Raw genomic sequence first — 25,660 nt, forward strand, 5'->3', positions numbered from 1 at the left:
CCCTGGAGAAATCGCCGGGTTCGACGGAGGCCTCGCAGGCTCCCGCCCCCACCGGACGGGCCGCCTGGCTGCGCGAGCGCTCCGAGCTCGGCGTCAGCGCCCTGCTGCTGGTGATCGGCGTCCTGGTCCTCACCGACGCGCTCACCATGCACGTCGAGATCGCCCAGCGCGGTCCGGTCGGCCCGACCACCGTGCCGATCGTCGTCGGCATCGCCCTGCTGCTGGTCGCAGTCCTCCTCGCGGTGGACGTCCTGCGCGGCGGACGCGGCGAGGCCGAGGGCGGCGAGGACATCGACCTCTCCGAGCCCGGCGACTGGCGCACCGTCCTGCTGCTGGCCGCGGTCTTCCTCGGCAACGCGGTCCTGATCGGCCCGCTCGGCTTCCCGATCTCCGGCGCCCTGCTCTTCTGGGGCTCCGCGTACGCGCTCGGCAGCCGCCACCACGACCGCGACCCGCTGATCGCGGCGGGCCTCGCCCTCTTCACCTACTTCGTCTTCAACAACCTGCTGGGCGTCCCGCTCCCCGGCGGCCCCCTGATGGGAGTGCTGTAAACCCCATGGACTCCCTCAACTCCCTGATGGACGGTTTCGGAACCGCCCTCACCCCGGTCAACCTCCTGTGGGCCGCCCTCGGCGTCCTCCTGGGCACCGCCATCGGCGTACTGCCCGGCATCGGTCCCGCGATGGCGGTGGCGCTGCTGCTCCCCGTGACGTACGGGCTGGAGCCGACCGGCGCGTTCATCATGTTCGCGGGCATCTACTACGGCGCCATGTTCGGCGGCTCGACCACCTCGATCCTGCTCAACACCCCCGGTGAGAGCGCCGCCGTGGTCGCCGCCATGGAGGGCCATCCGATGGCCAAGGCCGGACGGGGCGCGCAAGCGCTCGCCGCCGCCGCCATCGGCCACTTCGCGGGCGGCATGATCGGCACGGTCCTGCTGGTCGCCCTCGCCCCGGCCGTCGCCGCGCTCGCCGTCGACATCGGCGCACCCGACTACTTCGCCATCATGGTGCTCGCCTTCATCGCGGTCACCTCCGTCCTCGGCTCCTCCCGCATCCGCGGCCTCGCCTCTCTCCTGATCGGCCTCACCATCGGCCTGGTGGGCCTGGACCAGATGACCGGGCAGTCCCGCCTCACCTTCGGCTCCCTCGAACTCGCCGACGGCGTGGACGTCGTGATCGTCGCGGTCGGCCTCTTCGCCATCGGCGAGGCGCTCTGGGTCGCCGCCCACCTGCGGCGCGGCGGCGCCGACGCCATCCCGGTCGGCCGCCCCTGGCTGGGCAGGCAGGACGTCAAGCGCACCTGGAAGTCCTGGCTGCGCGGCCCGCTGATCGGGTTCCCGTTCGGTGCGATCCCGGCCGGCGGCGCGGAGATCCCCACCTTCCTCTCGTACGTCACCGAGAAGCGCCTGTCCAAGCACAAGGGCGAGTTCGGCAAGGGCGCCATCGAGGGCGTCGCGGGCCCGGAGTCCGCCGCGTCCGCGTCGGCCGCCGGAACCCTGGTCTCCATGCTCACCCTCGGCCTGCCCACCACGGCCGTCGCCGCCGTGATGCTGGCCGCCTTCCAGCAGTACGGGATCCAGCCGGGCCCGCTCCTGTTCGAGCGCGAGCCCGAACTGGTCTGGGGGCTGATCGCCTCGCTGTTCGTCGGCATGGTCCTGCTCCTCGCGCTCAACCTGCCGCTCGCCCCGCTCTGGGCGAAACTGCTGCGCATCCCGCGCCCGTACCTCTACGCCGGCATCCTCTTCTTCGCCTCCGTCGGCGCCTACGCGGTCGGCGGCGAGGCCCTGGACCTGGTGGTGCTGCTGATCATCGGTCTGCTCGGCTTCGGGATGCGGCGCTACGGGCTGCCCGTGCTGCCCGCCGTGATCGGCGTGATCCTCGGCCCGGCCGCCGAGCAGCAGCTGCGCCGTGCCCTCCAGATCAGCGACGGCAGTGTGTCCGGGCTGGTGAACACGCCGTTCTCGATCGCCGTCTACGCGATCGTCGTGCTGCTCCTGACCTGGCCGTTGCTGAAGAAGCTGCCCTTCCTGCGGCGCGGCGCGGCGTCGTAACGTACCGCCATGATCGACACGAACATCCGTCCCGCCACCGCGGCGGACGTCCCCGCAGTGAAGGCCGTGACCGACGCGGCGTACCGGCACTACCTCGCACGGATCGGCCTCACGCCCGCTCCGATGCTGGCCGACCACGGGGAGAACGTCGCGGCGGGGTGGGTGTTCGTCGTCGGCGAGCCGGTGCACGGCGTGCTGGTGCTGGTCCCCGAGCCCGACCACCTCTTCCTGGACTCGATCGCGGTCCACCCGGACATGGCGGGCACGGGGGTCGGACGGCAACTCCTGGGCTTCGTCGACGCGCACGCACGCCGGCTCGGCCTCCCCGAGATCCGGCTCTACACCAACGCCCTGATGTGGGAGAACCAGAAGATCTACCCGCGCTACGGCTACGAGTTGGTCGAACGCCGCCTGGACGAGGGGATCTACGACCGCTTCCACTACCGCAAGAGTATTGGACCGGTCGATTCATAACCTGCTACGGTCCTGCGCATGGCGCGACCGCGGACATTCGACGAGGACCGGGCCCTGGAAGCCGCGATGCGCGCCTTCTGGGCCAAGGGGTACGAGGCGACCTCGACGCAGGACCTGTGCGAGGCCACCGGGCTCGGCCGGAGCAGCATCTACAACACCTTCGCCAGCAAGCGCGACCTCTTCCGGCGGGCGCTGGGACGGTACGTCGACACCATGACCGCCCGGCAGTGCACCGTCCTGGAGGATGCCTCGCTGTCCGGAGCCGACCGGATCCGGGCACTGTTCGCCCTGATCATCGACGGAGAGTACGAGGTCAGGGGGAACGGCCGCAGCATCGGCTGTCTGACCGTCAACACCACGATCGAGCTGGCGCGTTACGAAGAGCCGGAGATCGCCGCGCTCCTGGAGCGCGACCTCGCCCGCCGACTGGACGACCTGCGGGCCGCCCTGGAAGCGGGACGCAGGGACGGGTCCGTCACCTCCGAGCGGGGCGCGGACTCGCTCGCCCGCTTCCTCAACGCCGTCATCGGCGGTATGCGGGTCTCCGCGCAGGGGGGTGCGGACCGGGCGACGCTGGAGGCGGTCGCGGCGACCGCACTGGACGCACTGACGTCCTGACGTGCAGGTGCCGTGGTGCTCGCGGCATTTTCCTTTGCCTTCATTTTGTACTGATCAATCCAAAACCTGAGAAGGGCAACCTGCCGTGCCACTCGCCATATATGTCCTCGCCACGGGCATCTTCGCCATGGTGACCAGTGAGTTCGTCGTCGCCGGGCTGATGCCGCAGATGGCGGCGGGCCTGGACGTCACCATTCCGCAGATCGGCTACCTCATCACCGCGTTCGCGGTGGCCATGGCGGTGGGCGGACCCGTCCTGACCATGGCGGTCGTCAGACTGCCGCAGAAGAAGGCGCTGATGGCGCTCTTCGCGGTCTTCCTCGTGGGCAACGCGGTGGCTGCCACCGCCGTCGACTACGCCGTCATGCTCGTCGCGCGCCTGGTCACCGGCACCGCTTCCGCCGCCTTCTTCGGGGTCTCCCTCTCGCTCTGCGCCCAGCTCGTCCGCCCCGAACTGCGGGCCCGTGCCACCGCCATGGCCCTCAACGGGCTGATGCTCGGCACCCTGCTCGGGCTGCCGCTGGCCACGCTGGTCGGCGAACGCCTCGGCTGGCGGGCGGCATTCTGGGCCATCACCGTCCTTACCGTGCTCGCCGCGGGAGCCACCGCCGTCGGCGTACCGAAGCTCGGCCGGGCGGAGGGCGGCGGCGCATTCCGCGAGGAGCTCCAGGTGTTCCGCAACGGCCGCTTCTGGCTCGCGCTCCTCACCAGCACCCTCATCATCGGCGCGACCTTCTCCGCCTTCAGCTACCTGAACCCGATCCTCACCCGCGTCAGCGGCTTCTCCGTCGGTACGGTCCCGCTGCTGCTCGTCGCGTACGGAGCCGCCACCGTCGTCGGCAACAACATCGTGGGCCGCCTCGCCGACCGGTACGCCCTCCCGGTGCTGGCCACCGGCCTCGCCCTGAACCTCGCCTTCCTCACCGGCTTCGCCCTGCTCGCCCAACTCCGGTTCCCCGCGGTGCTGTTCATGCTCGGCGTCGGGCTGGTCGGAGTGACCATGAACCCGGCGATGATCACCCGGGTGCAGCGCATCGCCAACCCGCGCCCGTTCGTCAACACCGTCCACTCCTCCTTCATCACGCTCGGCGTGATCATCGGCTCCTCCGTCGGCGGCCTGGCCATCGACGCCTGGGGGCTGCGCGCGCCGCTGTGGCTGGGCGCGGTGCTGGCGGTGCTGGGGCTGCTCACGCTGGCGCCGGACATCGTCCGCGCGCGCACCCGGGCCCGTGCGCGGGTGCCCGCCGGGGAGTCCCGGGAGTCGATGCCCGCCCGCTAGAGATCTTGCCGCCACGGAAAGATTGCCGATGCGGAAATCTTGCCGTGGCGGCAAGTTCTGTTCTACGGTCCTCGCATGGCACCCACGGACGAGGACCGCACCACCGGACAGCCCGGACTCCGCGAGCGCAAGAAGCGGGAGACCCGGGCCGCACTGAGCCTGGCGACGATCCGGCTCTGCGTACTGCACGGCTGGGCCGAGGTGACGGTCGACCGGATCGCCGCCGAGGCGGGCGTGTCCGTCCGCACCTTCCGCAACTACTTCTCCGGCAAGGCCGAGGCGATCGCCTCCACCCACCTGGAGCGGATGCTGCGGGTCGGCGACGACCTGCTCGCCCGTCCGGCGGACGAACCGCTCTGGGACGCGCTGCTGCACGCCGTCCTCGGCCAGTTCGCACCGCAGGGGAGCTCGGGGCCGCAGGACGAGCGGTGGCGCGCGGGGGTGCGGCTGATGCTGGCCGAACCCGCGCTGGCCGGCGAGATCGTCAAGGCCAGTGCCGCCGCCGAAGAGGCGCTGGCGGACGCCGTCGCACGGCGCACCGGGACCGACCCGCGGGCCGACGTCTACCCGAAGCTGGTCGCGGCCGTGGTCTCGGCGGGCAGCGCGGTGGCCGTCCAGCACAGCCTGCGCGCGGACACCACCGCACCCCTGCGCGACGTCCTGACCGAGACCTTCGAGCAGCTCGCGGCGGGCCTGCCGGTTCCCTAGCGGGGCCTGCCGGCCGCCCCGCACCGCCCCGTACCCCTCTGCCCCGTACCTCTTTCCCGCCCGTCCGTACGAGCCAAGGAGACACGACCGTGACCGCTGACGTGATCATCGTGGGAGGCGGCCCGAACGGGCTGATGCTGGCCTGCGAACTCGGCCTGGCCGGAATACGCCCGATCGTGCTGGAGCACCTCCGCGAGCCCAGCACCGAACCCAAGGCCAACGGCCTGGTCGGCCAAGTGGTGCGGCTGACCGACCACCGCGCCCTGTACGAGCCGTTCGGCGGCGGCCCGCAGCCGCCGCGGCCCAACTCCGCGTACTTCATGTTCGCCGCGCTGGGCCTCGACCTCGGACAGCTCGACGCCAGCCCGGTCTACAACCTGGCCGTCCCGCAGCACCACATCGTCGCGGTCCTGGAGGAGCGCGCCCTCGCCCTCGGCGCCGACCTGCGGCGCGGCCACCGGGTCACCGCCGTCGCGCATGACGCGGACGCCGTCACCCTCGACGTCACCGGGCCCGACGGCGAACAGCGGCTGCGCGCACGATACGTGGTCGGTGCGGACGGGGCGCACAGCGTGGTCCGCAAACTCTCCGGGATCGGCTTCCCCGGCGCCAGCCTCGACCGCCGCACCAACCGGACCGCCCACGTCACCGTGGAGGCCGACCGGATCGACCCGGTGACCGGCGCCCTCGACGTCCCCGGGTACGGACAGCCCGTCCTGCCCTTCCTGCCGCACCGCACCGACCGCGGCGGCTTCGCCTACGCGCCGTTCCCCGGCCGGCCCGCACTGCTCTCCACCACCGAATGGGACCAGCCCGCCACGGACGGGCCGATGACCCTGGCGGAGATGCGGGAGAGCGTGCGGCGGGTGCTCGGCACCGACCTGCCGTTCGGTCCGCCGGAGGGCGAGGGCCCGCACGTGCTGCGGCGGCTGACCGGCGGCAACACCCGGGTCGCCGAACGCTTCCGCGACCGCCGCGTCCTGCTCGTCGGCGACGCCGCCCACGTGTACGCGGCGGGCGGCGGCCCCGGCCTGAACCTCGGCATGCAGGACGCCGCCAACCTCGGCTGGAAGCTCGCCGCGACGCTGCGCGGCACCGCGCCGCCCGGCCTGCTCGACACGTACGACACCGAACGCCGCCGGGCCGCCGAACGCATGGTCCTCTACGCGGAGACACAGGCCGCGCTCACCGCACCCGGCAGCGACACCACCGCCCTGCGCACGCTCTTCACCGAACTGCTCCAGCACAAGGGCGTCGTCCAGCACCTCGCCGACCTCACCGCGGGCACCGACGTGCGCTACGACACGGGAACCGCCGACCCTCACCCCGCGGCCGGCCGCTTCGCACCCGAACTGGAGCTGACCACCCCCACCGGGAAGGTGCGCCTCGCCGAACTGGCCAGGACGGCACGGCCCCTGCTCGTCGACCTGACCGAGGACCACGCCCCGACCGCGCTCCTGGCCGGGGACCGGGACACCGTCGACCTCGTCCCCGGGCACGGCGGCGATCCGGCCGGCCCCCGCTGCCTGCTGGTGCGCCCCGACGGCTACGTGGCCTGGGCCTGCGACTCGCCCCGCCCGGACCCCGCCGAACTGGCCGGGCTGCGGGCGGCCGTCGGACGCTGGTTCACCGGAGCCCCGGTGGCGGATGCCACCATCGGTGCATGAGTGAGGCAACACGTCCGGGCGGAGCCCCCGCACGGCACACCGAGGTCGTCGACGTCCATCTGATCCTGCGGCGGGGCGCCGAGGTGCTGCTCGCCCGGCGGGCCAACACCGGTTACGCGGACGGTCTGCTGCACGCCCCCTCCGGGCACGTCGAGGACGGCGAGGACGTACGGCAGGCGGTGATCAGGGAGGCCGCCGAGGAGATCGGCATCACCCTGGCCCCGGACGACCTCGCCGTCGCCCTGGTCATGCAGCACCGGGGCCCCGGCGGCCGGCCGCGCACCGGCTGGTTCTTCGAGGCGCGGTACGACGCCGGGGACCCGCCCGCCAACCGGGAGCCGGACAAGTGCTCCGGCCTCGGCTGGTACCCGCTGTCCGCGCTCCCGGACGACATGGTGGCGTACTGCCGGGCGGGGCTCGACGCGTACCGGGCGGGGGAGCGGTTCGTGCTGCACTGGCACGAGGACGGCGACCCGGTCGCCCACCGTGCGGACACCACCGGCCGCAAGGTGGCCCTGCCGGCCTCGGGCACGACCGGCTCGGTGCACCACATCGAGCTGTGGGTGCCCGACCTGACGGCGGCGGAGGAGAGCTGGGGCTGGCTGCTCGGCGAACTGGGCCACGTCCCCTTCCAGCACTGGCCGGACGGCCGGAGCTGGCGGCTGGGCCCGACGTACGTCGTGCTGGAGCGTTCGCCCGCGCTGACCGGCACCGCGCACGAACGCCGTGCGCCCGGCCTCAACCACCTGGCGTTCCGGGTGGCCGGCCGGGCGGCACTGGACGCCCTGGTCGAGGCGGCGCCGGAGCACGGCTGGAAGCTGATGTTCGCCGACCGGCACCCGCACGCCGGGGGCGAGGATCACTGTGCGGCATACCTGGAGGACCGAAACGGATACGAGGTGGAGATCGTGGCCGAGGAGGACCCGCGCAAGGACGTTCCCCGGGTTTGATGTGGTCATGGAAATCGAGAGACGCAGGGCACGCGGCCGGGCCACGCTGGCGGGGGCGCTCCTGCTGCCCCTGCTGCTGACCGCCTGTGGCACCGAAAGGGCGGGCGCGGCGGGCGGCCCCGCCTCCGCCGCCCCCTCCGGCGCCCCCGTGGACACGGCGGAGCTGAAGCGGCGGGCGGGGGAGACGGCACTGGAACACGTCTACGTCACCGGGGTACCCGGCTTCACCCTGGCGGCCCAGTCGGTGGGCGTGATCGGCGACGACGGCTTCGGCGGCACCTACGTGTCCCGGGAGGGCGGCGGCCGGATCGAACTCACCGTGGACCGGGGCACGTTGCCGCCCGACGGCTGCGAGGGCTGCGTCCGGGACGGCGCGCACTGGTACGAGGCCACGGGCGGCGGCGGGGCGTACGTCCGGGCGGAGGGCGGCCATCTGGTCCGCCTCGTCGGCACGGGCGTCGAACGGGCCACCCTCAAGCGGGCCGCGGAGCGGGCGCACCACGCGAGCCCCGAGGAGATGGACGCCGTACTGCCGAAGACGGACGCGTCGTCCGGCGCCGCCGCGACGGGCGGCACGGGAGGCACGGGCGGTGGCCCGGTCGTGCGGGGCGACCTGCCGCCGGTCGGCGACGGGGCGCCCCGCGACGACGTGGGGGCGAGCGGCTGAACGTGCCCGGGACGGGGCGGGGGCCGAGCGTGCCGGACGGCCCGAGCGGTCCGAGCGGTCCGAGCGGCCCGGCCGACCGGCTCGGCCGACCGGCCCGGGTGCCGTCCCGCTCGGTGGCGCGGTCAGGTCAGCAGATCCGTCAGGTCAGCAGATCCGTGAAGGTGTCCGTGCGGGCGGCGAGTTCGAGGGCGTCCAGGGTGCGGGACGCCTCGGCCGCCGCGTGCGGGTCGCGGTCCGCGAGACCGCTCTGCGCGAACTCGTCCTCGTCGAGGCGCAGCACCGAGGTGCCGTCCGCCGAGCGCCACAGGTCGAGGTCCAGGTCCTCCACCTCCACCGTGCCGTCCGCGTGCACCACGGCGGGCCGGGCCACGTCGCAGTACCAGCCCTTGAGCGTGCCGTCGCCGGAGCGGACCTCCTTCACCGCGTACCAGCGGTCCCGCCAGTAGTGCTCGGTGAAGACGTCGCCGGGGGCGAACCGCACGAACCCGAAGTCCTTCACGGTCTCCCGGGCCCAGGCGGCCCGCACGGTGACATGGGTGCCGTCGTCCGCGAGCAGGGTGGCGGGATAGCGGATCTTGGTCAGACCGGCCTTGGTGAGGGCGATCTCGACGGTGGCGGGAGTGTTCGTCGGGTCAGCCGAGTGCACGGGTGTACTCCACAGCGGTCGCGCAGCGCTCGTAGCCGAACCAGGCGTTGACCGCGAGCATGGGGCGGTTGATGTCGTCGTTGCTGGTGAAGGCCTCCAGGAAACCTGCCGCACGGGACCGGGAGAGCGAGTCGGCCTTGGCGGCCTTGGCCAGGCCGAGCCCCCGGAACTCCTTGCGGACGCCGGTCATCCCGGACACGTACCGGGTGCGGCCGTCGGTGTGGGCCAGGGTGAAGGCGGCGACCCGGCCGTCCTCGGCGAACACCACGGTGCTCAGCCCGCGGTTGTGGAGCGAGTCGTTCCAGGTGCTGTTCAGCCAGTCGTCGTAGTCGTCCAGGACGGCCTGCGTCGAACCGGGCTCGTCGAGGGTGACCTCGGCGTCCGCCTCGAAGAGCGCACGCGGGTCGTCGCCCAGGCAGTCGGCGCCGCGCAGGACGAACCCGGGCGGCAGGGCGGGGGCCTGGGGGAGCGTGCCCGCGGCCAGGTCCAGGCGCTGGTAGTGCATGGCGTGCGCACTCGTGTAGCCGCGCCCGCGGGCGAAGGCCGCCGCCGTCTCGTCGCTCGCCCAGGCGTGCAGGGTGGTCACGCCCTGCGCGGCGAGGTACTCCTCGGCGGACCGGAGCAGCGCGGAGCCGATCCCGCGGCCCCGGTGGCCGGGGTGCACCTGCGGGGAACCGAAGCCGTGGCCCGGCTCGGCGCTCTCGTACGCGACACCGCAGTGCACGACCCCGACGACCTCCCCACTCGCGTCGTCCTCGGCGAGCAGGACGTGGTTCCTGGCGGCCGGGTTGTCGTTCGCCATGCCCTCGGAGATGGCCTCGGCCGTGGTGACGATATACGGCGTGGTCAGGCTGCGGATCCGGACGATGGACCCGGCGTCGGCCGAGTCCGGGCGGAACTCGCGGAAAGTCACGGTCATGGGCGGGACGTTACGGACCCGCGGGGGCGTGCGCCTCCTGTTTTCCGGCCGTGCGCGAAACTGGGGGCGTGACCTCGCAGAAGCAGACCTTGAAGATCGTCCTGGACTTCGACGACGCCGTCGCGCCGTACGAGCAGCTCCGTGGCCAGGTGGCCGAACAGGCCCGCTCCGGCAAACTGCCGGTCGGCTACAAGCTGCCGACGGTACGGGGCCTGGCGGCGGACCTGGGCCTGGCGGCCAACACGGTGGCCAAGGCGTACCGGGCCCTGGAGACGGACGGCGTGATCGAGACGCGGGGCCGCAACGGGACGTTCGTGGCGGCGGCGGGCGACGCGGCGGAGCGGGAGGCGGCACTGGCGGCGCGGGCGTTCGCGGAACGGGCGGCCCGGCTGGGCCTGAGCAGGGAGGCGGCGCAGGAGACGGCCGCCACGGCGATCCGGGCCGTCTACCCGAAATAGCTGGGCCCCGCTGCGCGGAGCTCTTCCCCCACCCCGCCCCTTCCCGAAATGGCGTGGCGAGCCCTCCCCGGCCGGGTGCGTATCCGCGGCTCGGATGTGGCCGCTCGCGCAGTTCCCCGCGCCCCTTCAGGGGCGCGGGGAACTGCGCGAGCAACCAACAACGCCTCCGCAGGAAACCCACCAGCCCCGCGGCCGGCGGTCTCGGGAAGGGGCGGGGAGGGGCACTGGCCCGCCGTAGGCGCGACACGGCCCGGCCGGCGCCACACGGCAGCAGCCGCACATCCCGCGCGGCGGGGGAGCGACAGCCCCGCCGCCCCGGGCCCGGCCCCTACAGGTACAGCCCCGCGTCCGCCTCGCGGCCCCCCTGCCCCGGGACCGCCCCCACCCCCGCCCCTCTCCGCAGCGCGAAGAGTTCCGCCAGGGTCGCCCCCTCCCGGCCCACGCCCTCCTCCGTGCCCAGCCAGCCCACCGACTCCGCCCGGGTCAGCGGGCCCACCTCGATGCGGGCCAGGCAGCGGCCGGGCCGTACCACCGCCGGGTGCAGCCTCTCCAGGTCCTCGTTGGTGGTGACCGCCACCAGCACATTCCTGCCCTGCCCCAGCAGACCGTCCGTCAGGTTCAGCAGCCGGGACAGCGCCTGGCCCGCCGTGTGCTTCGCCTCGCCCCGGATCAGCTCGTCGCAGTCCTCCAGGAGCAGCAGCCGCCAGCGGGACTTGCCCGCCGGGCCCTCGTCCTCGCCGATCGCGATGTCCATCAGATAGCCGACGTCGTTGAACAGCCGCTCGGGGTCCAGGACGCAGTCCACCTGGCACCAGTCCCGCCAGGCGCGCGCGAGCGTCCGCAGCGCGCTCGTCTTGCCCGTCCCCGGCGGCCCGTGCAGCAACAGCAGCCGCCCCGAGACGTCGTCGGGGGTCACCTTCATCAGCCGGTCCATCGCGTCGGCCACCGGCGCCGTGTAGTTGGCGCGCACCTCGTCCCAGGTGCCGGCCGAGATCTGCCGGGTCGTGCGGTGCGGGCCGCGCCGGGGGGAGACGTACCAGAAGCCCATCGTCACCGCCTCGGGCTGCGGTTCCGGTTCGTCCTGGGCGCCGTCCGTCGTCTCGTCGAGCACCCGCCGCGCCAGTTCGGGGGAGGTCGCGGTGACCGTGACGTCGGCGCCCCGGTTCCAGCGGGACACCAGCAGCGTCCAGCCGTCGCCCTCCGCGAGCACCGCGCTGCGGTCGTCGTCCCGGGCCGCGCGCAGCACCCGAGCCCCGGCGGGCAGCAGGGCGGCCCCCTGCTTGACCCGGTCCACCGAGGAACTGTGCGCGTACGGCTGTTCCCCGGTGGCGAACCGGCCGAGGAACAGCGCGTCCACCACGTCGGACGGCGAGTCGGAATCGTCGACGTTCAGCCGCAGCGGCAACGCCGCCTCCGGCCGCACGGGCCCACCGGGAGCCCCCGGCCCGCCCGGCGCACCGGGCCCACCGGCCGCCCCGGGCCCGGCGGGACCCGCAGGCCCCGGAGCGGTCGCACGCACGGACTCGCGGTTCGCAGACATGCCGCACATGATCCGCCACCCGGCCCGGCCGCGCACGGCCTTTTCCACCGGAACGCGCCCTTCCTCGGCCAGATCGTGACGGCCCCTCCTTAATCACCACCGCCGCCGCTACCCTGAAAAACAATGGGACGTCATGGATGGGACACGGGGGCCCGGCGCTGGCGGTTCGGCGCGCTGATCGGCGTGGGCATGGCCGCACTCGCGCTCGTACTGACCATGTGCAGTGCCTGGCCCGGCGACCTGGGCAGCGGCGACACCGCCGGTACGTCGACGGACGGCGCGCGGGTGCACGGCACCCCGCAGCAGGACAAGGGGCAGCCGAAGCCCGAGCTGGGCTGGGGCTTCACCCACACCCAGTTCAGCGCCGACACCGGCAACGCCACCGCCCGCGCCAAGGCCGAGAAGCTGCTGTCGGGAGCGCGACTGCCGCAGATCCAGCACCTCATGGGCTGGGGCTCCAACAACCCCGAACCCTCGCCCGGCCGCTACCAGTTCGGCGAGATGGACAGCCGCATCGACCTGATCCGCAGGTCGGGCGGCACGCCCGTGGTCACCCTGTGCTGCGCCCCGGACTGGATGAAGGGCGGCCGGGCCGGCGCCGCCAACACCAACTGGAGCAAGCAGGCCTTGGAGACCGCCCCCAGCCCCGAGCACTACGCGGACTTCGCCAAGCTCGCCGGGGTCGTCGCCAGGCGCTACCCCGACGTCAAGCACTTCCTCGTGTGGAACGAGTTCAAGGGCTTCTTCGACGACGGCGCCAAGCGCTGGAACTACGAGGGCTACACCGAGCTGTACAACCTGGTGTACGCCGAGCTGAAGAAGGCCGGCAAGGACATCCAGGTCGGCGGTCCCTACCTCGTCATGGACAGCTACGAGCCCCGCGCCCAGGAGCACGCCTCCGCCGTGAAGGGCCCCTGGGGCAGCATCGACCAGCGCTCCCTGGACGCCTTCACGTACTGGAACAAGAACAAGGCGGGCGCGGACTTCGCCGTCGTCGACGGCTCCAGCTACACCCGCGACGACGAACTGCTGCCCGACCCGTTCCGCGCCACCGAGAAGCTCACCGCCGTCAGCAGGTGGGTGCGGCAGCAGACCGCGGGCAGACTGCCGCTGTGGTGGGCGGAGTACTACGTGGAGCCGGGCGACGACCGGGACGAGCGCGACGACTGGAGCGAACCGCGCCGTGCCGCCGTGCAGGCCGCCGGCATGATCGCCCTGGTCCGCGGCGGCACCACCACCGCCTTCTACTGGAACCCGCAGAACAAGGGCGCCTCCTGCGCGGGCTGCCTGTGGACCTCCACCGAACTCGCCGACGGCGGCACCGAACTGCCCATGATGGCGCTGATCTCGCGGTTCGCGAAGGAGTTCCCGCCCGGCACCCGGTACGACGACCGGGTGGCCGTCGCCCCCGACGACGTACCCAATGTGCGCGTCCTCGCCAGTGAGCGGACCGTCCTCGTCGTGAACACCCTCGACCGGGCGATCAGCGCCGCGGTCGACGGCCAGGAGTTCGACATGAAGCCCTACGAGGTGCGCTGGCTCACCCGCCGCTGAAGCGAGGACCATCCACCGAGCGCGGACCCGGACCGCCCCGCCGCGGGGAGCCACGGCGGGGCAGGGGCCGGAGGCCGGAGGCCGGAGGGCAGGGTTCACCCCCGCCGCGCCGCCCCTACGTCCCCGCGATCCCCGCCAGCGACATGACCCGGATGATCAGCGCCGCCAGCAGCACCGCCAGCAGCGGCAGCGAGAACCAGTACGTGGACTGCATCCACCGGAGCTTGCGCACGCTCTCCGGCCGCGCCACCCGCACCACCTCGCGCACCGACAGCAGCAGGATCAGCGCGACCGCCGCCAGCGCCCCGACCACCGACCACGGAGTCCACGTCACCTGCGGTCCGACCGGGCCGGGGTCCGCCTTCTCGACGGGGCCCTCCGGCTGCTTGCGCAGCGCGTACAGCGACACGTCCGGATTGGCCAGCACCTTCTTCAGCTCCGGCCGGGCGTCCAGGTTGTGCAGCAGCCGCTTCTCCCAGCTGGCCGCGTACCCCGAGTCCATCTGGAGGTACACCACCTGACTGCGGTTGACCATCAGGTACGAGTTCGGTCCCGCGTCCTTGAGCGCCTTGACCAGACCGGCCACCAGCACCGGGTCGCGCGGCGCCTCCGTCGGCTCGTACTGCACCTTCTCCATGTCCCTGGCACCCCACGGCAGCGCGGGCGTCACGTTGTCGACGACGTCGTTGCTCATCCACAGCAGCCGGGTGGTCGGCTCGTCGTGGGCGTACACGTACTCCATCGCCGCGACCTCGCCCGCCCTGACCCGTTCGAACGCCTCGTTGCCCCAGCGGGCCACCAGGAATCCGCCGATCAGTACCAGCCCGGCCAGCAGGGCCGCCAGCGGGGCCAGGCTGGTGCGGTCGGCGTCCCGCTCGGCGGCGGTCGCCCCGGTACGGGGGAAGAAGCCGAGCCCGGCGAGCAGCGCGGCACCCGGCAGCGCGAACATGAACACGCGCAGCGCCATCTCGCCGCCGTAGCTCTGCATGCCCAGGCCCAGGAACGGGACGAACGCCAGCACCAGCAGCGAGCGCTCGGCGTAGCCCGCGAAGCGGCGGCGCGAGAAGCCCCAGCAGGCCAGCGCCATCACCCCGCCCGCCATCGCCACCCGCACGTACAGCACCAGCTTGTGCGTGGAACTGCCGCCCTCGATGCGGCCCGCGACGGAGGAGGAGACGTTGTCGCCGAGGCCGCCGATCCCGCCGAAGAGCTCGTCGAAGTGCCCCGACCAGTACGGTTCGGCGAAGAACCCGATCCAGACCGCGACCAGCACCGCGAACAGCACCGGCAGCCCGCGCAGCGTGGAGCGCCGGCACATCACCAGCACCGCCACCACCCCGAGCATCACGAACGGGGTCAGCTGGTGTGCCGGAACCGTCCCCGCGAACAGGGCGATCAGCACCACCAGCAGCATCGCCTTCTCGCGCCGCCCGGCCGGCCGCACCTCCGCCTCGCCCGGCCGCCGCCGGGTCCAGATGACCCGCGGCTCGCGGAACCACACCAGCAGGATCGCCACGAAGGCCAGGTAGAGGAGGTACGTGTAGCCCTGCGGCGAGAAGTAGTCCTGGCCGACCCAGCCGCTCAGCACGAAGAACCAGGCGCCGGTCCACTTCGCCCGCCAGCTCGCCCGCAGCGACTTCATCAGCAGGAACAGCGGTGCCAGATAGAGCAGTTGCATGAGCAGCGGCCACCAGCGGATGACCTCCGACATGTCGGAGATCCCGCACGCCTGCGCCACGAAGGTCGCCGCCGCGAAGAACCCGGGCCAGCTCCACCGGGCGTCCAGGTCGGGCACCGCGGTGCCGGTGCGGTCGATGTAGTCCAGGAAGCCGAGGTGCTGCCACGCCGTCGCGAAGCGCGGCGCCTCCTCCAGCACCGCGGGCAGCGCGTGCAGCGAGACGACGGTGGCGAGCAGGGCCGCGCCGAGCAGCGCCGTCCTCGGCCGCTCCAGCCACAGCAGCGACGCGAACGACACCGCGAGCAGCGCTGCCCCGATCAGGGTCGCCGCGGGCAGTACGGAGATCAGCCCGAGCCCGCCGATCCGGTCCAGATCGGCCTCGCCGATGCCCCGCACCGGCAGCCAGTAGAGCAGCAGCGCCGCCAGCAGGACTGCGCCGAAGGCGAGTTCGACCGCGTGGCGGCCGAGGAGGGCGCGCAGCCGGTGCGGCGGGGGAGCGGGGTCCGCCGTGCCGTACGCGTCCGCGGCGGGGCCGTCCGGGGTGCCCGCAGCGGCCGGGACCGGCTTCTCGCTCTCCTCGGCGGACGGCGTTCCGGCCGGAGTGGACGAGGTGGATGCCGGGGTGGAAGTGCCGGAAGTCTCCCGGGGGGCATGGGACTTGGCGAACCTGTCGGGGGGCCGCACCTTCGGCGGTACCCGCAGTGCCCAGGTCGGCCGGTGTTCCTCCGCGTCCTCCTGCTTCATACCCGGTACGACACCGGAACCGCCCCGGGGGATGTACAGTCCGGCCGCCGGAGTTTCCGGACCGATCCGCACGTCCGGCCGGCGCTCCTGGTGGTCGAAGTCGGCGGCCGTGCCCAGCGGCAGCGTGGTGGCGTCGCCCAGCGCCGTCCGCAGCGCCCAGCGCGGGCCCTCCCGGTGCGGCGGCCGTGCGGTCCGTACCGCGGCCACCTCCCCGGCGGCCTCCGGAGCCGGGCCTTCGGGTGCCGATTCGGGCGCCGTCCCCTGTCCCGTCCCCCCGTCCGTCTCCCGCGCGCTCTCCGCGCCCTGCCGGGCGGGGGCGGTAGCCGGTTGCGGGCCCGCCGCCGGAGCCGCGCGGACCACCCCGTACAGCTTGACCGCGGCGATCGAGGCGATCACCGCGAGGCTGGAGATCTCGGCGACGCCCGCCCCGGTCAGCCCCATCCGGGGCAGCAGGAGCAGCGTCAGGCCCAGCACCAGCACGCACAGCGCGCCCTGGAGATAGGCGAGTCCGCTGGTGCGGCTCTGCGCGCGCAGCACCGCGAAGTACACCTCGATGATCACCCGCAGCAGCGCCCCGACGGCGAACCAGCGCAGCAGCGGAGTCGCCGCCTGCGCGTAGCCCTCGCCGAAGACGCGCAGGATGTACGGCGCGCCGAAGAAGAGCACCGCGCCCACCGGCAGCATCAGCTTCGCCATCTTCTTCAGCGCCGCCCGGCAGTTGCGGGCCAGCGAGGCGGGGTCGTGCGCCCCCTCGACGGTCAGCGAGGCACCCATGTTGATGGCGAGCAGGTTGACCGTGCCGCCGATGGTGGTGGTGATGTAGAAGTACGCGTTGTCGGCGGAGCTGACCTGCGAGGCGACGATCACCGGCACCAGATAGACGACGGCCAGCGAGAACAGCGAACCGGTGTAGTCACCGGCCAGGAAGCGCCCCATCTGCCGCATCGTCGGCGGCTCGGCGAGCCCCTCGGTGGCCCGCACGTGCTGCGGCACCAGTCTGCGGAACACCAGGATGCCCAGCGGAACCACCGACACCGCGATGGCCGCCACCCACGACACGAAGACCCCGGCGGTCGGGATCGACGACGCGATCAGCACCAGCAGCAGCAGCTTCACCGCCGAGAAGACCGTGTTGCCGACCGGCACCCACAGCGCGCTGCGCAGCCCGGTCAGCACCCCGTCCTGGAGGGTCAGCAGCGACCACATCACCACGGCGAGCACGAAGCCGAGCCCGTTCAGCGGCCCGTGCAGGAATCTGTACGAGGGACCCCAGAAGTCCAGCGTGGACAGGAAGATCCCGGCCGCCACCGCCACGACCAGCGAACTTCCCGCGTAGGTACGGAACACCAGCCGTCCGGTCCGGCGGCCGGAGACCGGGATGAACCGTGCGAGCGCCCCGGTGAGGGTGAGCGCGGTCAGCCCGGCCAGCAGCTTCATCGCGGCGATGGCCGCCGACCCCTGGCCGACCGCGGACGGCGTGTAGTACCGCGCCGCGACCAGCCAGAAGCTCAGGCCGAGGAGGGCGCTGACCCCCGTGTTGAGCATCAGCGCATAGGCGTTGCGGAAGAGCGGACTGCCGCCGTCCGCCCCGCCGCCGGAGCCCTTGCCGCCGGCCGGACCGGCAGCGGACTGCTTGGCTCCGGGCAGCCTGGGGACCGGGAGCCGCAGCCTGCGCGACGGCAGCCGCTCCCCGGTCACTGCCCTGTTCTCCCCGGTGTCGTTCCCGGCCTGAGCGGTGGTCGTGTCAGACACGGCTGGCGGCTGCCTCTCGTGCGTGTCGCGCGAGCCGGACGGCGGACCGGCACCTGCGCACCACCGCGTACCCGCGGGTGAGGGCGCGCTCCCGGGCGAAGTCGCGGTAGGTGGCGGTGTTCTCCACCATGCGCGCGAACCGCTCGATGCCGGTGGAGCGCTGCACCGTCAGCCGGTGCAGCGCGAACGGGCCCTGGCGGGGCACCGCGGACGCGTTGTTGACGGCGAGCGCCTGTGCGAACCCGGCGTCCCGCACCGCCCGTCTGACCCGGCGGCTGGAGTAGCCGTAGGGGTAGGCGAACGAGACGGGGGAGGTGCCGCCGAACTGCTCCGCGACGATCTCGTGGCAGCGCAGCAGCTCGAACCGCAGCCTGCCGTCGTCCAGCTGGTCCAGCTGCGGATGGGTGTGGCTGTGCCCGCCGATCTCCGCCCCCGCGCCGGCCAGTTGGCGCACCTGGTCCCAGTCGAGCATGGTGTCCAGCGCGCCGGGCCCCTCGTGGGGCCCGCGCAGCCAGCCCGTCGTGACGAACAGGCTGGAGCGGAAGCCGTACTTGGCGAGGACGGGCAGCGCGTACCGGTGCACCCCCTCGTACCCGTCGTCGAAGGTGATCAGCACCGGTTTGCGCGGCAGCACGGTCCGGCTGCCGCGCCAGGCCGCACCCAGCTCCCCGGTGGTGAGCGGGGTGAAGCCGTGCGCGTCCAGCAGCTCCATCTGCTCGGCGAAGGCCTCCGGCGACACGGAGAGCCCGTACGCCGCCTGCGCGGGCCGGTGGCCGACCGCGTGGTACATCAGGATCGGCACGGGGGCGGTGGTGCCGCCCGTGCCCCGGGCGGCCGGCTGCCCGCCGCCGCGGCCCGCCGCCGTGTCTCTGCTGCCGCTCGGACTGCTCATGCGTGCGCCCCCTCGCGTCCCTCGCGATCCCCTGCCTCTCCGGCCGCCGCCGCTCCTTCCGCCGCGGCCGGTGCGACCGAGAATCCGCCGCCCGACCTGCGGGCCCGGAGACTGCCCAGTACGTACCCGCCCGCCGCGGCGGCCACTCCGGTCACGATGGCCCCCGCCCGGCCCGCCCCGCCGGGACGGCCGAGGACCGCGTCCCGGAGCCCGCGCAGCACCCCCGCGGGCAGCACCCGGGAGGTGTAGCGGCGCTCGGACTCAAGTCCCTTGCCCGCACCCACACTTCGCGCCACCAGGGCTTTCGACAACCCCTCTGCGTAGGTCCTGGAACGGAAGTAGCCGAATCGCTCCCTGCTGCCGGGGACCTTGTGGTGGATCACCGCCCGGTCGTCGATCAGCAGCACCGCGTCCGGCAGCGCCTTGCCGAGCCGGATGCACAGCTCGGTCTCCTCGCAGCCCAGCGGGCGCTTGTCGCCGTCCCGGCCGATGCCGGTGGCGAAGCCGCCGGCCGCGTCGAAGGCGGTGCGGCGGAACGAGGCGTTGCCGCCCAGCACGTTGCGCACCCGCACCCGGCCCGCCGGGATGCCCTTGTACGTACAGCCGACGACCCAGTCGAACTCCTCGGGGAACCAGTCGGGGCGGCGGCCGGACGCCCAGGCGGGCATGGTCAGGCCGCCGACCGCCATCACCCGCGGATCGGCGTACCCGGCGGCGAAGTGCCGCAGCCAGTCCCGCTCGGCCACCGCGTCGTCGTCGAGGAACGCGACGACCTCGCCGCGGGCCGCCGCGATCCCGGTGTTGCGGCCCGCGGAGAGGCCGCGGGGGCCCGCGTTGGCGAGCACCCGCACCTGGGCGCGCGACTCCTTGAACTCCCGTACCAGGCGCTCGCGCAGCGCCGGGTTGTGGTCCACCACCAGCAGCGTCTCCGCCGCCGGCCGGGACTGCGCGCGCACCGAGGCGACCGCCGCGAGGATGTCCTCCCAGCGGTCCTCGGTGTACACGCAGATCACCACGGAGATGTCGGGCGGACCGGCGTGTGCCGCGTCGGTGGCCGCTCTCAAGACACCTCTCCCCGGCCGGTGATCCGGCGCGCGGGCAGTGCGGGCAGCGCCGTACGCCGTCGCCCGTGCCGCTTGCCGCGCTCCTTGAGGATCACCTTCAGCACGCGCAGACCGTCCCGGACGGCGCTCAGGTTGCTCGTGCCGTGGATGCGCTCGAACTCGTGGCTGGGAATCTCCTGCACCTTCAGCCCCGCCTTGACGACCCGGATGTTCATCAGGGTCTCCACCTCGAAGCCGGTGCAGTCGAGGTCGATCTCGTCGAGGCAGTGCCGCCAGAAGGCGTTGTAGCCGTAGCACAGGTCGGTGTAACGGGCGCCGAACTTGGCGTTGACGACCGAGCACAGCACCCAGTTGCCCAGCTTCCGGACGGGGGTCATGTCGTCGGTGCCGCCGCCGTTGGCGAACCGGGACCCCTTGGCGAAGTCGGCGCCGGAGACCAGCGCGGAGACGTAGGAGACGATCTCGTGGCCGTCCGCGGAGCCGTCCGCGTCGACCATCACGATGATGTCGCCGGTGCAGGCGGCGAAACCGGTGATCAGCGCGTCGCCCTTGCCCTTTCCGGTCTGCGGAACGACCTTGACGTCGGGCCACAGTTCACGGGCGACCTGAACGGTGTTGTCGGTGGAATTGCCGTCCACCAGAACGACTTCGTGAATCCAGTCCGGAAGCGTCTTGAAGACGTACGGAAGATTCTCCGCCTCATTCATGGCGGGGATGACCACACTCACGGGCACGGTGATCGCGAGATGTGAGGAGATGGGCCGGTACTTCAGGCTTTTCTTGATCGCGCTGCTGCGGCTGCTGCCGTTCGTGGACGGCTCGCTGAGCGGATCCTGCCCCGGTACCGCGGGTCGGAGAAATGAGCTCATGAGTCTTTTCCCTCTCCACCGGCGGACCGCCCGCCCCCGGGCGGTCCGGATGATTTTCCGGTTCGAAAGGGGGGTTTCACCCCGGCCATGACGGAATACCACTCCGTACTGGTTGGGTGAGCTGGCTATTGCTCTGCGCGGAACGTGTCCCGGCATGAATGCTGGCTGCCGAGCACGGCACCCCCCTACCGCGCTCCCGCCCCGTGCCCCATCGCGACGCTTGAGCCCTCCCCTAGAGCCGCTTTGCTTGATGGGCCGATGCGGGTGGATGTACGACGGTATTGATGATTGGGACCCTATGGCAAGACCTGGAACGAAGCCTCGCTTTTTTGTGACTTTGGCTTACTTCGACGGTCGCATCCGGAACCGTCCCGATCGGATTTCCCCGATCCGTTTGAGCAACTTGTCGGCGGGTTCGAACAATTCCGGCCGTTCGACCACCGCATTGCGCAGGGCCCGCACCGGTGCACGGTGCGCTCGGTGGCCGAATGCCACCGGGTGCGGGCGCATCACCCATCCCTCGGAAACCATGATCTCCCTGGTCTTGAGGGAGTCCTTGTACTCTTTCTGGCCGCGCCCCAGATCGATGTACGCGATGCCCTCGGAGGCCGCGGCTTCGGCGATCTTGAGTTGCATGAGCAATCCCGGTGAATATTTTGCGAACTCCGGGTCGTAGGCCGGGAACCAATTCGCGATGATCCGCTCCGAACGCGGGCCGAAATGCGCCGCGACCGGCCGGCCGTCCGCGTAGAGCACCGAAAGCAGCCCCGTGAAGGATTCGCTGCGGGTGTGGAAGAGCTGCTCGACCAGCTGGATGATCCAGGCCTGGGAGAAGCGGTCGCTGCGCCCGGTCCTGCGGTACTGCGCGGACTTCCACCGCATCAGCGCCCGCAGCGCGGCCGGGTCCCGCTCGTCGTGCACGTACCGCACCTCGCCGACCCGGCGCCCCAGCCTGCGTTCCTTGGCCTGTGTGGTCTTGAGGAACTTCGGCGAGTGCGTGCGCAGATGGGCGAGATACGCGTCGTAGCCGTCGAGGGTGTCGATCACGGGGGAGGCGAACCGGCCGGTCGCACCGGTCTCGAAGGCCCCCTGCCCCTGTGCCAGGTGGTCGAACTCCCACACCGCGAGCCCGCACGCCCGCAGCATCTCCCGGGCGTCCCAGGTGAAGCCGGGCCGGTGCACGATGCCCTGGCTGTCGGAGACGCCCAGCCCCAGCGCCCGGCCCACGCCGGTGCTGGATCTCTGGTACGCGAAGAACGCGGCGGCCTCGCCCTCCTCCCGGACGACCGCGATCCGCACCCCGCGCCGGCACCTGCCCAGCGCCAGCGCGAACTCCGGGGAGAGGAACGGGTTCGCCAGCTCGGGCGAACCGTGCAGATGCGCCTTGGACTGCATCGCCGTCCAGGTCGCCCGGTCCGCGGCGGTGAGTTCGCCGGGACGGTACACGGAGATCTCCACGTCAGGGTGCCTGCCTTCGCGCCGGACGGCCGGCCCGGGACCGGACCGCTGTGAGCAGGAAGAGGAGGACGCTGACCGCGGCCACCGCCGCGATCCCGCCCCTGATCGACCAGAGGTGCATGGCCAGCATCGCTTGCGCCACCAGCAGGTTGAGAGCCAGTGCTGCCGTGAAGGACGCCACCGTCCGCCCGAGCGGTTCCAGTTGCCGGAGCCATGTCGCGACGGCCGCGCCGGGCGCCACCACCATGAAGACGACCGTGAACGGCGCGCGCAGCGGCGACGACAGGTCGGTGAACGCGAGGAAGCCCCCCGCCGCGGCCACGGCGAGCGCCGCACCCGCGACCGAGGGAAGCAGGTCGCGGCCCCGTAAGCCGTGTTGCCCGCCGTCCGCTGATGGATTGTCACTGATGATCTGCATTGGCGACTTTGCCCCCTGAAGCGCCGGATGCCGGGCTTCAATGTCGCGCAGGCCGCTGACCCCCGTCAAGGATGCGAAGAGAGTGTGGAGAAGATCCGAGCCGAATGTTCTTGGCATGAACACTACCGGCGAGTCACTGGGGCTGGTAGGAAATGCGAGGCGGAAATCCTGCTAAGGGAGGTTCCATGAAATTGTCCCGTTTCACGGCGTTCTCATGCTCGTTCCTGCTCGCCGGTGTCGTCGCCCTCACCGGGGCGAGCGCGGCACAGGCGAACGAACAAGTCCAGGCAGTCGACTACGTGGCCCTCGGCGACTCGTACTCCTCGGGAGTCGGCGCGGGCAGCTACGACGGCAGCAGCTGCAAGCGCAGCAGCAAGGCCTACCCGGCCCTCTGGGCGGCGAAGTCGTCACCCGCGAGCTTCAAGTTCGCCGCGTGCAGCGGCGCTCGTACGGGTGATGTGAACAACAGTCAGCTCAGCTCGCTCAGCTCGGCGACCGACCTGGTCAGCATCACCGTGGGCGGCAACGACGCCGGCTTCGCCGACGTCATGACCACCTGTGTGCTGCAGGGCGAGTCCGCCTGCATCTCCCGCGTCAACCAGGCCCGCGCCTACGTCGACAGCACCCTGCCGGCGCAGCTGGACTCGGTGTACGACGGCATCAGAGCCAAGGCTCCTTCGGCCCGCGTGGTGGTCCTCGGCTACCCGCGCTTCTACAAGATCGGGGGCACCTGCTCCGTCGGCCTCAGCGACAAGTCCCGCAGCGCCATCAACTCGGCCGCCGACTACCTCAACACCGCCACCGCCAAGCGCGCGGCCGACCACGGCTTCGCCTACGCGGACGTGGCCGGCAGCTTCACCGGCCACGAGATCTGCACCCCGAGCCCGTGGCTGCACAGCCTGAACTGGGGCAACATCGGCGAGTCCTACCACCCGACCGCCGCCGGCCAGTCGGGCGGCTACCTGCCGGTCTTCACCTCGGCCGCGTGACCCCGGGGCGCTGGCCCCGGCCGCGCCGCTCCACTGCTTTGCCCGCACCGCCCCCCGCTACGGCTGTCCGTACGGGGTGACCGAGGGCGAGGAGCCCCCGCCCGTAGTGGTCGGGGTCTCCTTGTCGCAGGTCACCGAGAACGCGACCGGGTCGGACGCCACCGAGCGCGGGCTGCGCACCTTCAGCAGCACCGAGTCCTGCCAGGTCTCACCCGCCCGATAGGTCAACTCGGTGTGCTCGACCTGCTGGTTGGTGGTCCCGGACGGGAAGTCCAGCGTCTTCCACTCGCCGTCCGAGGTCTCCCCGCTCTTCGTCGTCCACTGGTACTCGACCTTCTCCGGCGAGTGCCCGAGGGTGATCGTCGCGGAGAACGCCGGCGCCTCGTCGCGGGGCGCCGGGCACTTCCCCGAGTACTCGCCCCGCACCACATGGACGCTCACCCGCACCGTCTGCTGCGGCGGGGGAGTGGTCCGCCCTCCCGTGCCACCGGTGGAACCGGTCCCTCCGGAGGTGTTCCCGTTCCCGGTGGAACCGCCGCTGCCGCCGCTGCCGCCGCTCCCGGTGCTGCCGCCCGTGGTGCCCCCGGTGCCCTTGCCGGTGGGAGTGCCGCCGGAGCCGTTGGCCGCCCCCGCGTCGCCGGTGCCGCCCGAGCCGGTGGTGCCGCCGGAGCTGCCGCCCGTCGTGCCGCCGGTGCCGTCGTTCCTGGTCAGGGCGTACACCAGGGCGCCGACGCCGAGCAGCAGCGCCGCCGCGAGCACGGCGACGAGCGCGACGGCCCGCCGCGGCTGCGGCTGGGCGGTGGCCGCGGTGCTCCCCGTGGCCGGGCCGTACGAGCCGGCGCCCGCGCCGCCCGCCGGCATCGGCACCGGACGGGGCGGCGGGGTCGATGCGGTGACGGTCGGACTGCCGTACGGGCCCGCGCCCGACACCGTCCCTCCGGCGGCCACCAGACGCAGCTGGCGCTCCGCCTCCGCCGCGGACATCCGCTGGGCGGGGTCCTTGCGCAGCAGCCCCTCGATCACCGGCAGCAGCGTGCCCGCCCTGACCGGCGGCGGCAGTTCCTCGTCGACCACCGCGCGCAGCGTGGACAGCGGGGTGTCCAGCCGGAACGGCGAGCTGCCCTCCACCGCCGCGTACAGCAGCACCCCCAGCGACCACAGGTCCGACTCGGGACCCGGCGTGCGCCCCAGCGCCCGCTCGGGCGCCAGGAACTCCGGCGACCCGATCAGCTCGCCCGTCATGGTCAGCGCGGACGTCCCCTCGACCATGGCGATGCCGAAGTCGGTGAGGACGATCCGCCCGTCGTTCCCGAGCAGTACGTTGCCGGGCTTCACGTCCCGGTGCAGCACCCCCGCCTCGTGCGCGGCCCGCAGCGCGGCGACCACCTCCGCGCCGACGTGCGCCGCGCGGGCCGGGGAGAGCGTCCCCTCCGCGTCCAGCACGTCGGACAGGCTCAGTCCCCGTACCAGCTCCATGACGATCCACGGGCGGCCGTCCTCGGTCGCCACGTCGTAGACCGTGACCACGTTGCGGTGCGAGATGCGGGCGGCGGCCCAGGCCTCGCGCTCCAGCCGGGCGTACAGCCGCGACTGGTCGGTGCCGCCGAGCCCGGCCGGTGCCCGTACCTCCTTGACCGCGACCTCACGGCCCAGCACCTCGTCACGGGCGCGCCAGACGACCCCCATCCCGCCCTGCCCCAAGGGGGCCAAAAGGCGGTATCGGCCCGCCACCACCCGTCCCTCACCCGGCACTTCGCTCACAGGCGTCAGTCCCCCGATCCGCAGCGGAGCGGCATCATGGTCGAAACCATTCCAAGTTAGCTCAACTCCGCGCTCCTGCCGCCTCCTTGGACGATTACGGTCCGTCAACACCGGTACGTCTGTGATGAATCCTGTGGGCGGGATACACGTGGGTCATGCGGGGGAGATAGGGTTAACCTGCCCGGTGACGGGTGCCCTCGTACGGGTGGGGAGTGACATGGAACAGATAACGGTGCGCAGCAGGCCCCGGGTGCCTGCCATCACATGCGGGAGCAGTGCGACCAGCTCGCGGCTCGACCGCCACCTCGCGGTGCTCGGCGGACCCGCCGTCCCGCAGCGTGAGACGGCCGAGGCGACGATGCTGATGCGTGAACTGACCTCGCGTGAGGTGCCGCGCACACGCAACACCAGCAGGGGGAAGCGCATCTCGCGCGTCTCCCTCTTCGCGCCGCTGCGGCGCCTGCGACGGTCGTTGTTCGGGAGCCGCGGCTGATCGGCCGTT

At 72.4% G+C, this 25,660-nt stretch carries 23 protein-coding genes; 13 read left to right on the forward strand and 10 right to left on the reverse strand.

What is annotated here, in order from left to right:
- The first annotated feature begins 2 nt into the window (after positions 1–2).
- From ACFYVL_RS38225 to ACFYVL_RS38265, 9 genes are all read left to right on the forward strand, one after another.
- A complete protein-coding gene (locus ACFYVL_RS38225; RefSeq protein ID WP_389253630.1) occupies positions 3–551 on the forward strand; it encodes a tripartite tricarboxylate transporter TctB family protein in 549 nt (182 codons plus the stop codon).
- A 5-nt stretch (positions 552–556) separates the two neighbouring features.
- Positions 557–2,053 (forward strand): tripartite tricarboxylate transporter permease, encoded by a 1,497-nt coding sequence (locus ACFYVL_RS38230; RefSeq protein ID WP_389253444.1) that lies wholly within the window; start codon positions 557–559, stop codon positions 2,051–2,053.
- A 9-nt stretch (positions 2,054–2,062) separates the two neighbouring features.
- Positions 2,063–2,527, forward strand: coding sequence for a GNAT family N-acetyltransferase (locus ACFYVL_RS38235; RefSeq protein ID WP_389253446.1), 465 nt, complete (start codon positions 2,063–2,065; stop codon positions 2,525–2,527).
- An 18-nt stretch (positions 2,528–2,545) separates the two neighbouring features.
- A complete protein-coding gene (locus ACFYVL_RS38240) occupies positions 2,546–3,145 on the forward strand; it encodes a TetR/AcrR family transcriptional regulator (RefSeq protein ID WP_389253448.1) in 600 nt (199 codons plus the stop codon).
- Positions 3,146–3,230: 85 nt separating this feature from the next.
- Positions 3,231–4,424: an MFS transporter gene (locus tag ACFYVL_RS38245; protein WP_389253450.1), complete on the forward strand. Its 1,194-nt coding sequence runs from the start codon at positions 3,231–3,233 to the stop codon at positions 4,422–4,424.
- A gap of 75 nt (positions 4,425–4,499) precedes the next feature.
- On the forward strand, positions 4,500–5,132 hold the full coding sequence (locus ACFYVL_RS38250) for a TetR family transcriptional regulator (RefSeq protein ID WP_389253452.1): 633 nt from the start codon (positions 4,500–4,502) through the stop codon (positions 5,130–5,132).
- An 89-nt stretch (positions 5,133–5,221) separates the two neighbouring features.
- Positions 5,222–6,799 carry an FAD-dependent monooxygenase gene (locus ACFYVL_RS38255; protein WP_389253454.1) on the forward strand — a complete coding sequence of 526 codons (1,578 nt, stop codon included), beginning with the start codon at positions 5,222–5,224 and terminating at the stop codon, positions 6,797–6,799.
- A complete protein-coding gene (locus tag ACFYVL_RS38260) occupies positions 6,796–7,749 on the forward strand; it encodes an NUDIX domain-containing protein (RefSeq protein ID WP_389253456.1) in 954 nt (317 codons plus the stop codon). Before ACFYVL_RS38255 ends, ACFYVL_RS38260 begins: the two co-directional genes overlap by 4 nt.
- A gap of 7 nt (positions 7,750–7,756) precedes the next feature.
- A complete protein-coding gene (locus tag ACFYVL_RS38265) occupies positions 7,757–8,416 on the forward strand; it encodes a hypothetical protein (protein WP_389253458.1) in 660 nt (219 codons plus the stop codon).
- Between the two features lie 139 nt (positions 8,417–8,555).
- On the opposite strand, the gene ACFYVL_RS38270 is transcribed toward ACFYVL_RS38265, so the two are convergent.
- Both ACFYVL_RS38270 and ACFYVL_RS38275 read right to left on the reverse strand, forming a co-directional pair.
- A complete protein-coding gene (locus tag ACFYVL_RS38270) occupies positions 8,556–9,062 on the reverse strand; it encodes a DUF402 domain-containing protein (RefSeq protein ID WP_389253460.1) in 507 nt (168 codons plus the stop codon).
- Positions 9,049–9,981, reverse strand: a complete 933-nt coding sequence (locus tag ACFYVL_RS38275; protein WP_389253462.1) for a GNAT family N-acetyltransferase — start codon at positions 9,979–9,981, stop codon at positions 9,049–9,051. The genes ACFYVL_RS38270 and ACFYVL_RS38275 overlap by 14 nt, the downstream gene beginning before the upstream one ends.
- Positions 9,982–10,049: 68 nt before the next feature.
- Between ACFYVL_RS38275 and ACFYVL_RS38280 the strand changes: the two genes are divergently transcribed.
- Positions 10,050–10,439, forward strand: a complete 390-nt coding sequence (locus ACFYVL_RS38280) for a GntR family transcriptional regulator (protein WP_389253464.1) — start codon at positions 10,050–10,052, stop codon at positions 10,437–10,439.
- Positions 10,440–10,767: 328 nt separating this feature from the next.
- Here ACFYVL_RS38280 and ACFYVL_RS38285 read toward each other — a convergent pair whose 3' ends face one another.
- Positions 10,768–11,988 carry a DUF5925 domain-containing protein gene (locus ACFYVL_RS38285; RefSeq protein ID WP_389253466.1) on the reverse strand — a complete coding sequence of 407 codons (1,221 nt, stop codon included), beginning with the start codon at positions 11,986–11,988 and terminating at the stop codon, positions 10,768–10,770.
- 114 nt (positions 11,989–12,102) lie between these two features.
- Between ACFYVL_RS38285 and ACFYVL_RS38290 the strand changes: the two genes are divergently transcribed.
- A complete protein-coding gene (locus tag ACFYVL_RS38290; RefSeq protein WP_389253468.1) occupies positions 12,103–13,533 on the forward strand; it encodes a xylan 1,4-beta-xylosidase in 1,431 nt (476 codons plus the stop codon).
- Between the two features lie 115 nt (positions 13,534–13,648).
- Here the strand turns inward: ACFYVL_RS38290 and ACFYVL_RS38295 are convergent, their stop codons facing one another.
- From ACFYVL_RS38295 to ACFYVL_RS38320, 6 genes are all read right to left on the reverse strand, one after another.
- Complete coding sequence (locus ACFYVL_RS38295) at positions 13,649–17,707, reverse strand: lipopolysaccharide biosynthesis protein (protein WP_389253470.1); 4,059 nt, start codon at positions 17,705–17,707, stop codon at positions 13,649–13,651.
- Positions 17,700–18,599, reverse strand: a complete 900-nt coding sequence (locus ACFYVL_RS38300; RefSeq protein WP_389253472.1) for a polysaccharide deacetylase family protein — start codon at positions 18,597–18,599, stop codon at positions 17,700–17,702. The genes ACFYVL_RS38295 and ACFYVL_RS38300 overlap by 8 nt, the downstream gene beginning before the upstream one ends.
- Positions 18,596–19,663, reverse strand: a complete 1,068-nt coding sequence (locus tag ACFYVL_RS38305) for a glycosyltransferase family 2 protein (RefSeq protein ID WP_389253474.1) — start codon at positions 19,661–19,663, stop codon at positions 18,596–18,598. Before ACFYVL_RS38305 ends, ACFYVL_RS38300 begins: the two co-directional genes overlap by 4 nt.
- On the reverse strand, positions 19,660–20,532 hold the full coding sequence (locus ACFYVL_RS38310; RefSeq protein ID WP_389253476.1) for a glycosyltransferase family 2 protein: 873 nt from the start codon (positions 20,530–20,532) through the stop codon (positions 19,660–19,662). Before ACFYVL_RS38310 ends, ACFYVL_RS38305 begins: the two co-directional genes overlap by 4 nt.
- Positions 20,533–20,874: 342 nt before the next feature.
- A complete protein-coding gene (locus ACFYVL_RS38315; protein WP_389253478.1) occupies positions 20,875–21,990 on the reverse strand; it encodes a GNAT family N-acetyltransferase in 1,116 nt (371 codons plus the stop codon).
- A gap of 1 nt (position 21,991) precedes the next feature.
- The gene (locus tag ACFYVL_RS38320) at positions 21,992–22,408 is read right to left on the reverse strand and encodes a hypothetical protein (RefSeq protein WP_389253480.1); all 417 of its coding nucleotides are present in this window, start codon (positions 22,406–22,408) and stop codon (positions 21,992–21,994) included.
- A gap of 185 nt (positions 22,409–22,593) precedes the next feature.
- On the opposite strand from ACFYVL_RS38320, the gene ACFYVL_RS38325 reads away from it, so the two are divergent.
- Positions 22,594–23,397 carry an SGNH/GDSL hydrolase family protein gene (locus ACFYVL_RS38325; protein WP_389253482.1) on the forward strand — a complete coding sequence of 268 codons (804 nt, stop codon included), beginning with the start codon at positions 22,594–22,596 and terminating at the stop codon, positions 23,395–23,397.
- A gap of 57 nt (positions 23,398–23,454) precedes the next feature.
- On the opposite strand, the gene ACFYVL_RS38330 is transcribed toward ACFYVL_RS38325, so the two are convergent.
- Positions 23,455–25,083: a serine/threonine-protein kinase gene (locus tag ACFYVL_RS38330; protein WP_389253484.1), complete on the reverse strand. Its 1,629-nt coding sequence runs from the start codon at positions 25,081–25,083 to the stop codon at positions 23,455–23,457.
- A 292-nt stretch (positions 25,084–25,375) separates the two neighbouring features.
- Here ACFYVL_RS38330 and ACFYVL_RS38335 point away from each other — a divergent pair, with 292 nt between their 5' ends.
- A complete protein-coding gene (locus ACFYVL_RS38335; protein ID WP_389253486.1) occupies positions 25,376–25,651 on the forward strand; it encodes a hypothetical protein in 276 nt (91 codons plus the stop codon).
- Positions 25,652–25,660 lie beyond the last annotated feature (9 nt).

The sequence above is a fragment of the Streptomyces sp. NPDC004111 genome (genome assembly GCF_042874215.1).
Lineage (GTDB): Bacteria > Actinomycetota > Actinomycetes > Streptomycetales > Streptomycetaceae > Streptomyces.

What these genes read in the sequence shown, in the direction of transcription:
- ACFYVL_RS38230 (WP_389253444.1), top strand. Translation starts at nt 557, where the DNA reads ATGGACTCCCTCAACTCCCTGATGGACGGTTTCGGAACCGCCCTCACC.
- ACFYVL_RS38235 (WP_389253446.1), top strand. Translation starts at nt 2,063, where the DNA reads ATGATCGACACGAACATCCGTCCCGCCACCGCGGCGGACGTCCCCGCA.
- ACFYVL_RS38240 (WP_389253448.1), top strand. Translation starts at nt 2,546, where the DNA reads ATGGCGCGACCGCGGACATTCGACGAGGACCGGGCCCTGGAAGCCGCG.
- ACFYVL_RS38250 (WP_389253452.1), top strand. Translation starts at nt 4,500, where the DNA reads ATGGCACCCACGGACGAGGACCGCACCACCGGACAGCCCGGACTCCGC.
- ACFYVL_RS38260 (WP_389253456.1), top strand. Translation starts at nt 6,796, where the DNA reads ATGAGTGAGGCAACACGTCCGGGCGGAGCCCCCGCACGGCACACCGAG.
- ACFYVL_RS38265 (WP_389253458.1), top strand. Translation starts at nt 7,757, where the DNA reads ATGGAAATCGAGAGACGCAGGGCACGCGGCCGGGCCACGCTGGCGGGG.
- ACFYVL_RS38275 (WP_389253462.1), bottom strand. Translation starts at nt 9,981, where the DNA reads ATGACCGTGACTTTCCGCGAGTTCCGCCCGGACTCGGCCGACGCCGGG.
- ACFYVL_RS38285 (WP_389253466.1), bottom strand. Translation starts at nt 11,988, where the DNA reads ATGTGCGGCATGTCTGCGAACCGCGAGTCCGTGCGTGCGACCGCTCCG.
- ACFYVL_RS38290 (WP_389253468.1), top strand. Translation starts at nt 12,103, where the DNA reads ATGGGACGTCATGGATGGGACACGGGGGCCCGGCGCTGGCGGTTCGGC.
- ACFYVL_RS38300 (WP_389253472.1), bottom strand. Translation starts at nt 18,599, where the DNA reads ATGAGCAGTCCGAGCGGCAGCAGAGACACGGCGGCGGGCCGCGGCGGC.
- ACFYVL_RS38310 (WP_389253476.1), bottom strand. Translation starts at nt 20,532, where the DNA reads ATGAGCTCATTTCTCCGACCCGCGGTACCGGGGCAGGATCCGCTCAGC.
- ACFYVL_RS38320 (WP_389253480.1), bottom strand. Translation starts at nt 22,408, where the DNA reads ATGCAGATCATCAGTGACAATCCATCAGCGGACGGCGGGCAACACGGC.
- ACFYVL_RS38325 (WP_389253482.1), top strand. Translation starts at nt 22,594, where the DNA reads ATGAAATTGTCCCGTTTCACGGCGTTCTCATGCTCGTTCCTGCTCGCC.
- ACFYVL_RS38330 (WP_389253484.1), bottom strand. Translation starts at nt 25,083, where the DNA reads ATGGGGGTCGTCTGGCGCGCCCGTGACGAGGTGCTGGGCCGTGAGGTC.
- ACFYVL_RS38335 (WP_389253486.1), top strand. Translation starts at nt 25,376, where the DNA reads ATGGAACAGATAACGGTGCGCAGCAGGCCCCGGGTGCCTGCCATCACA.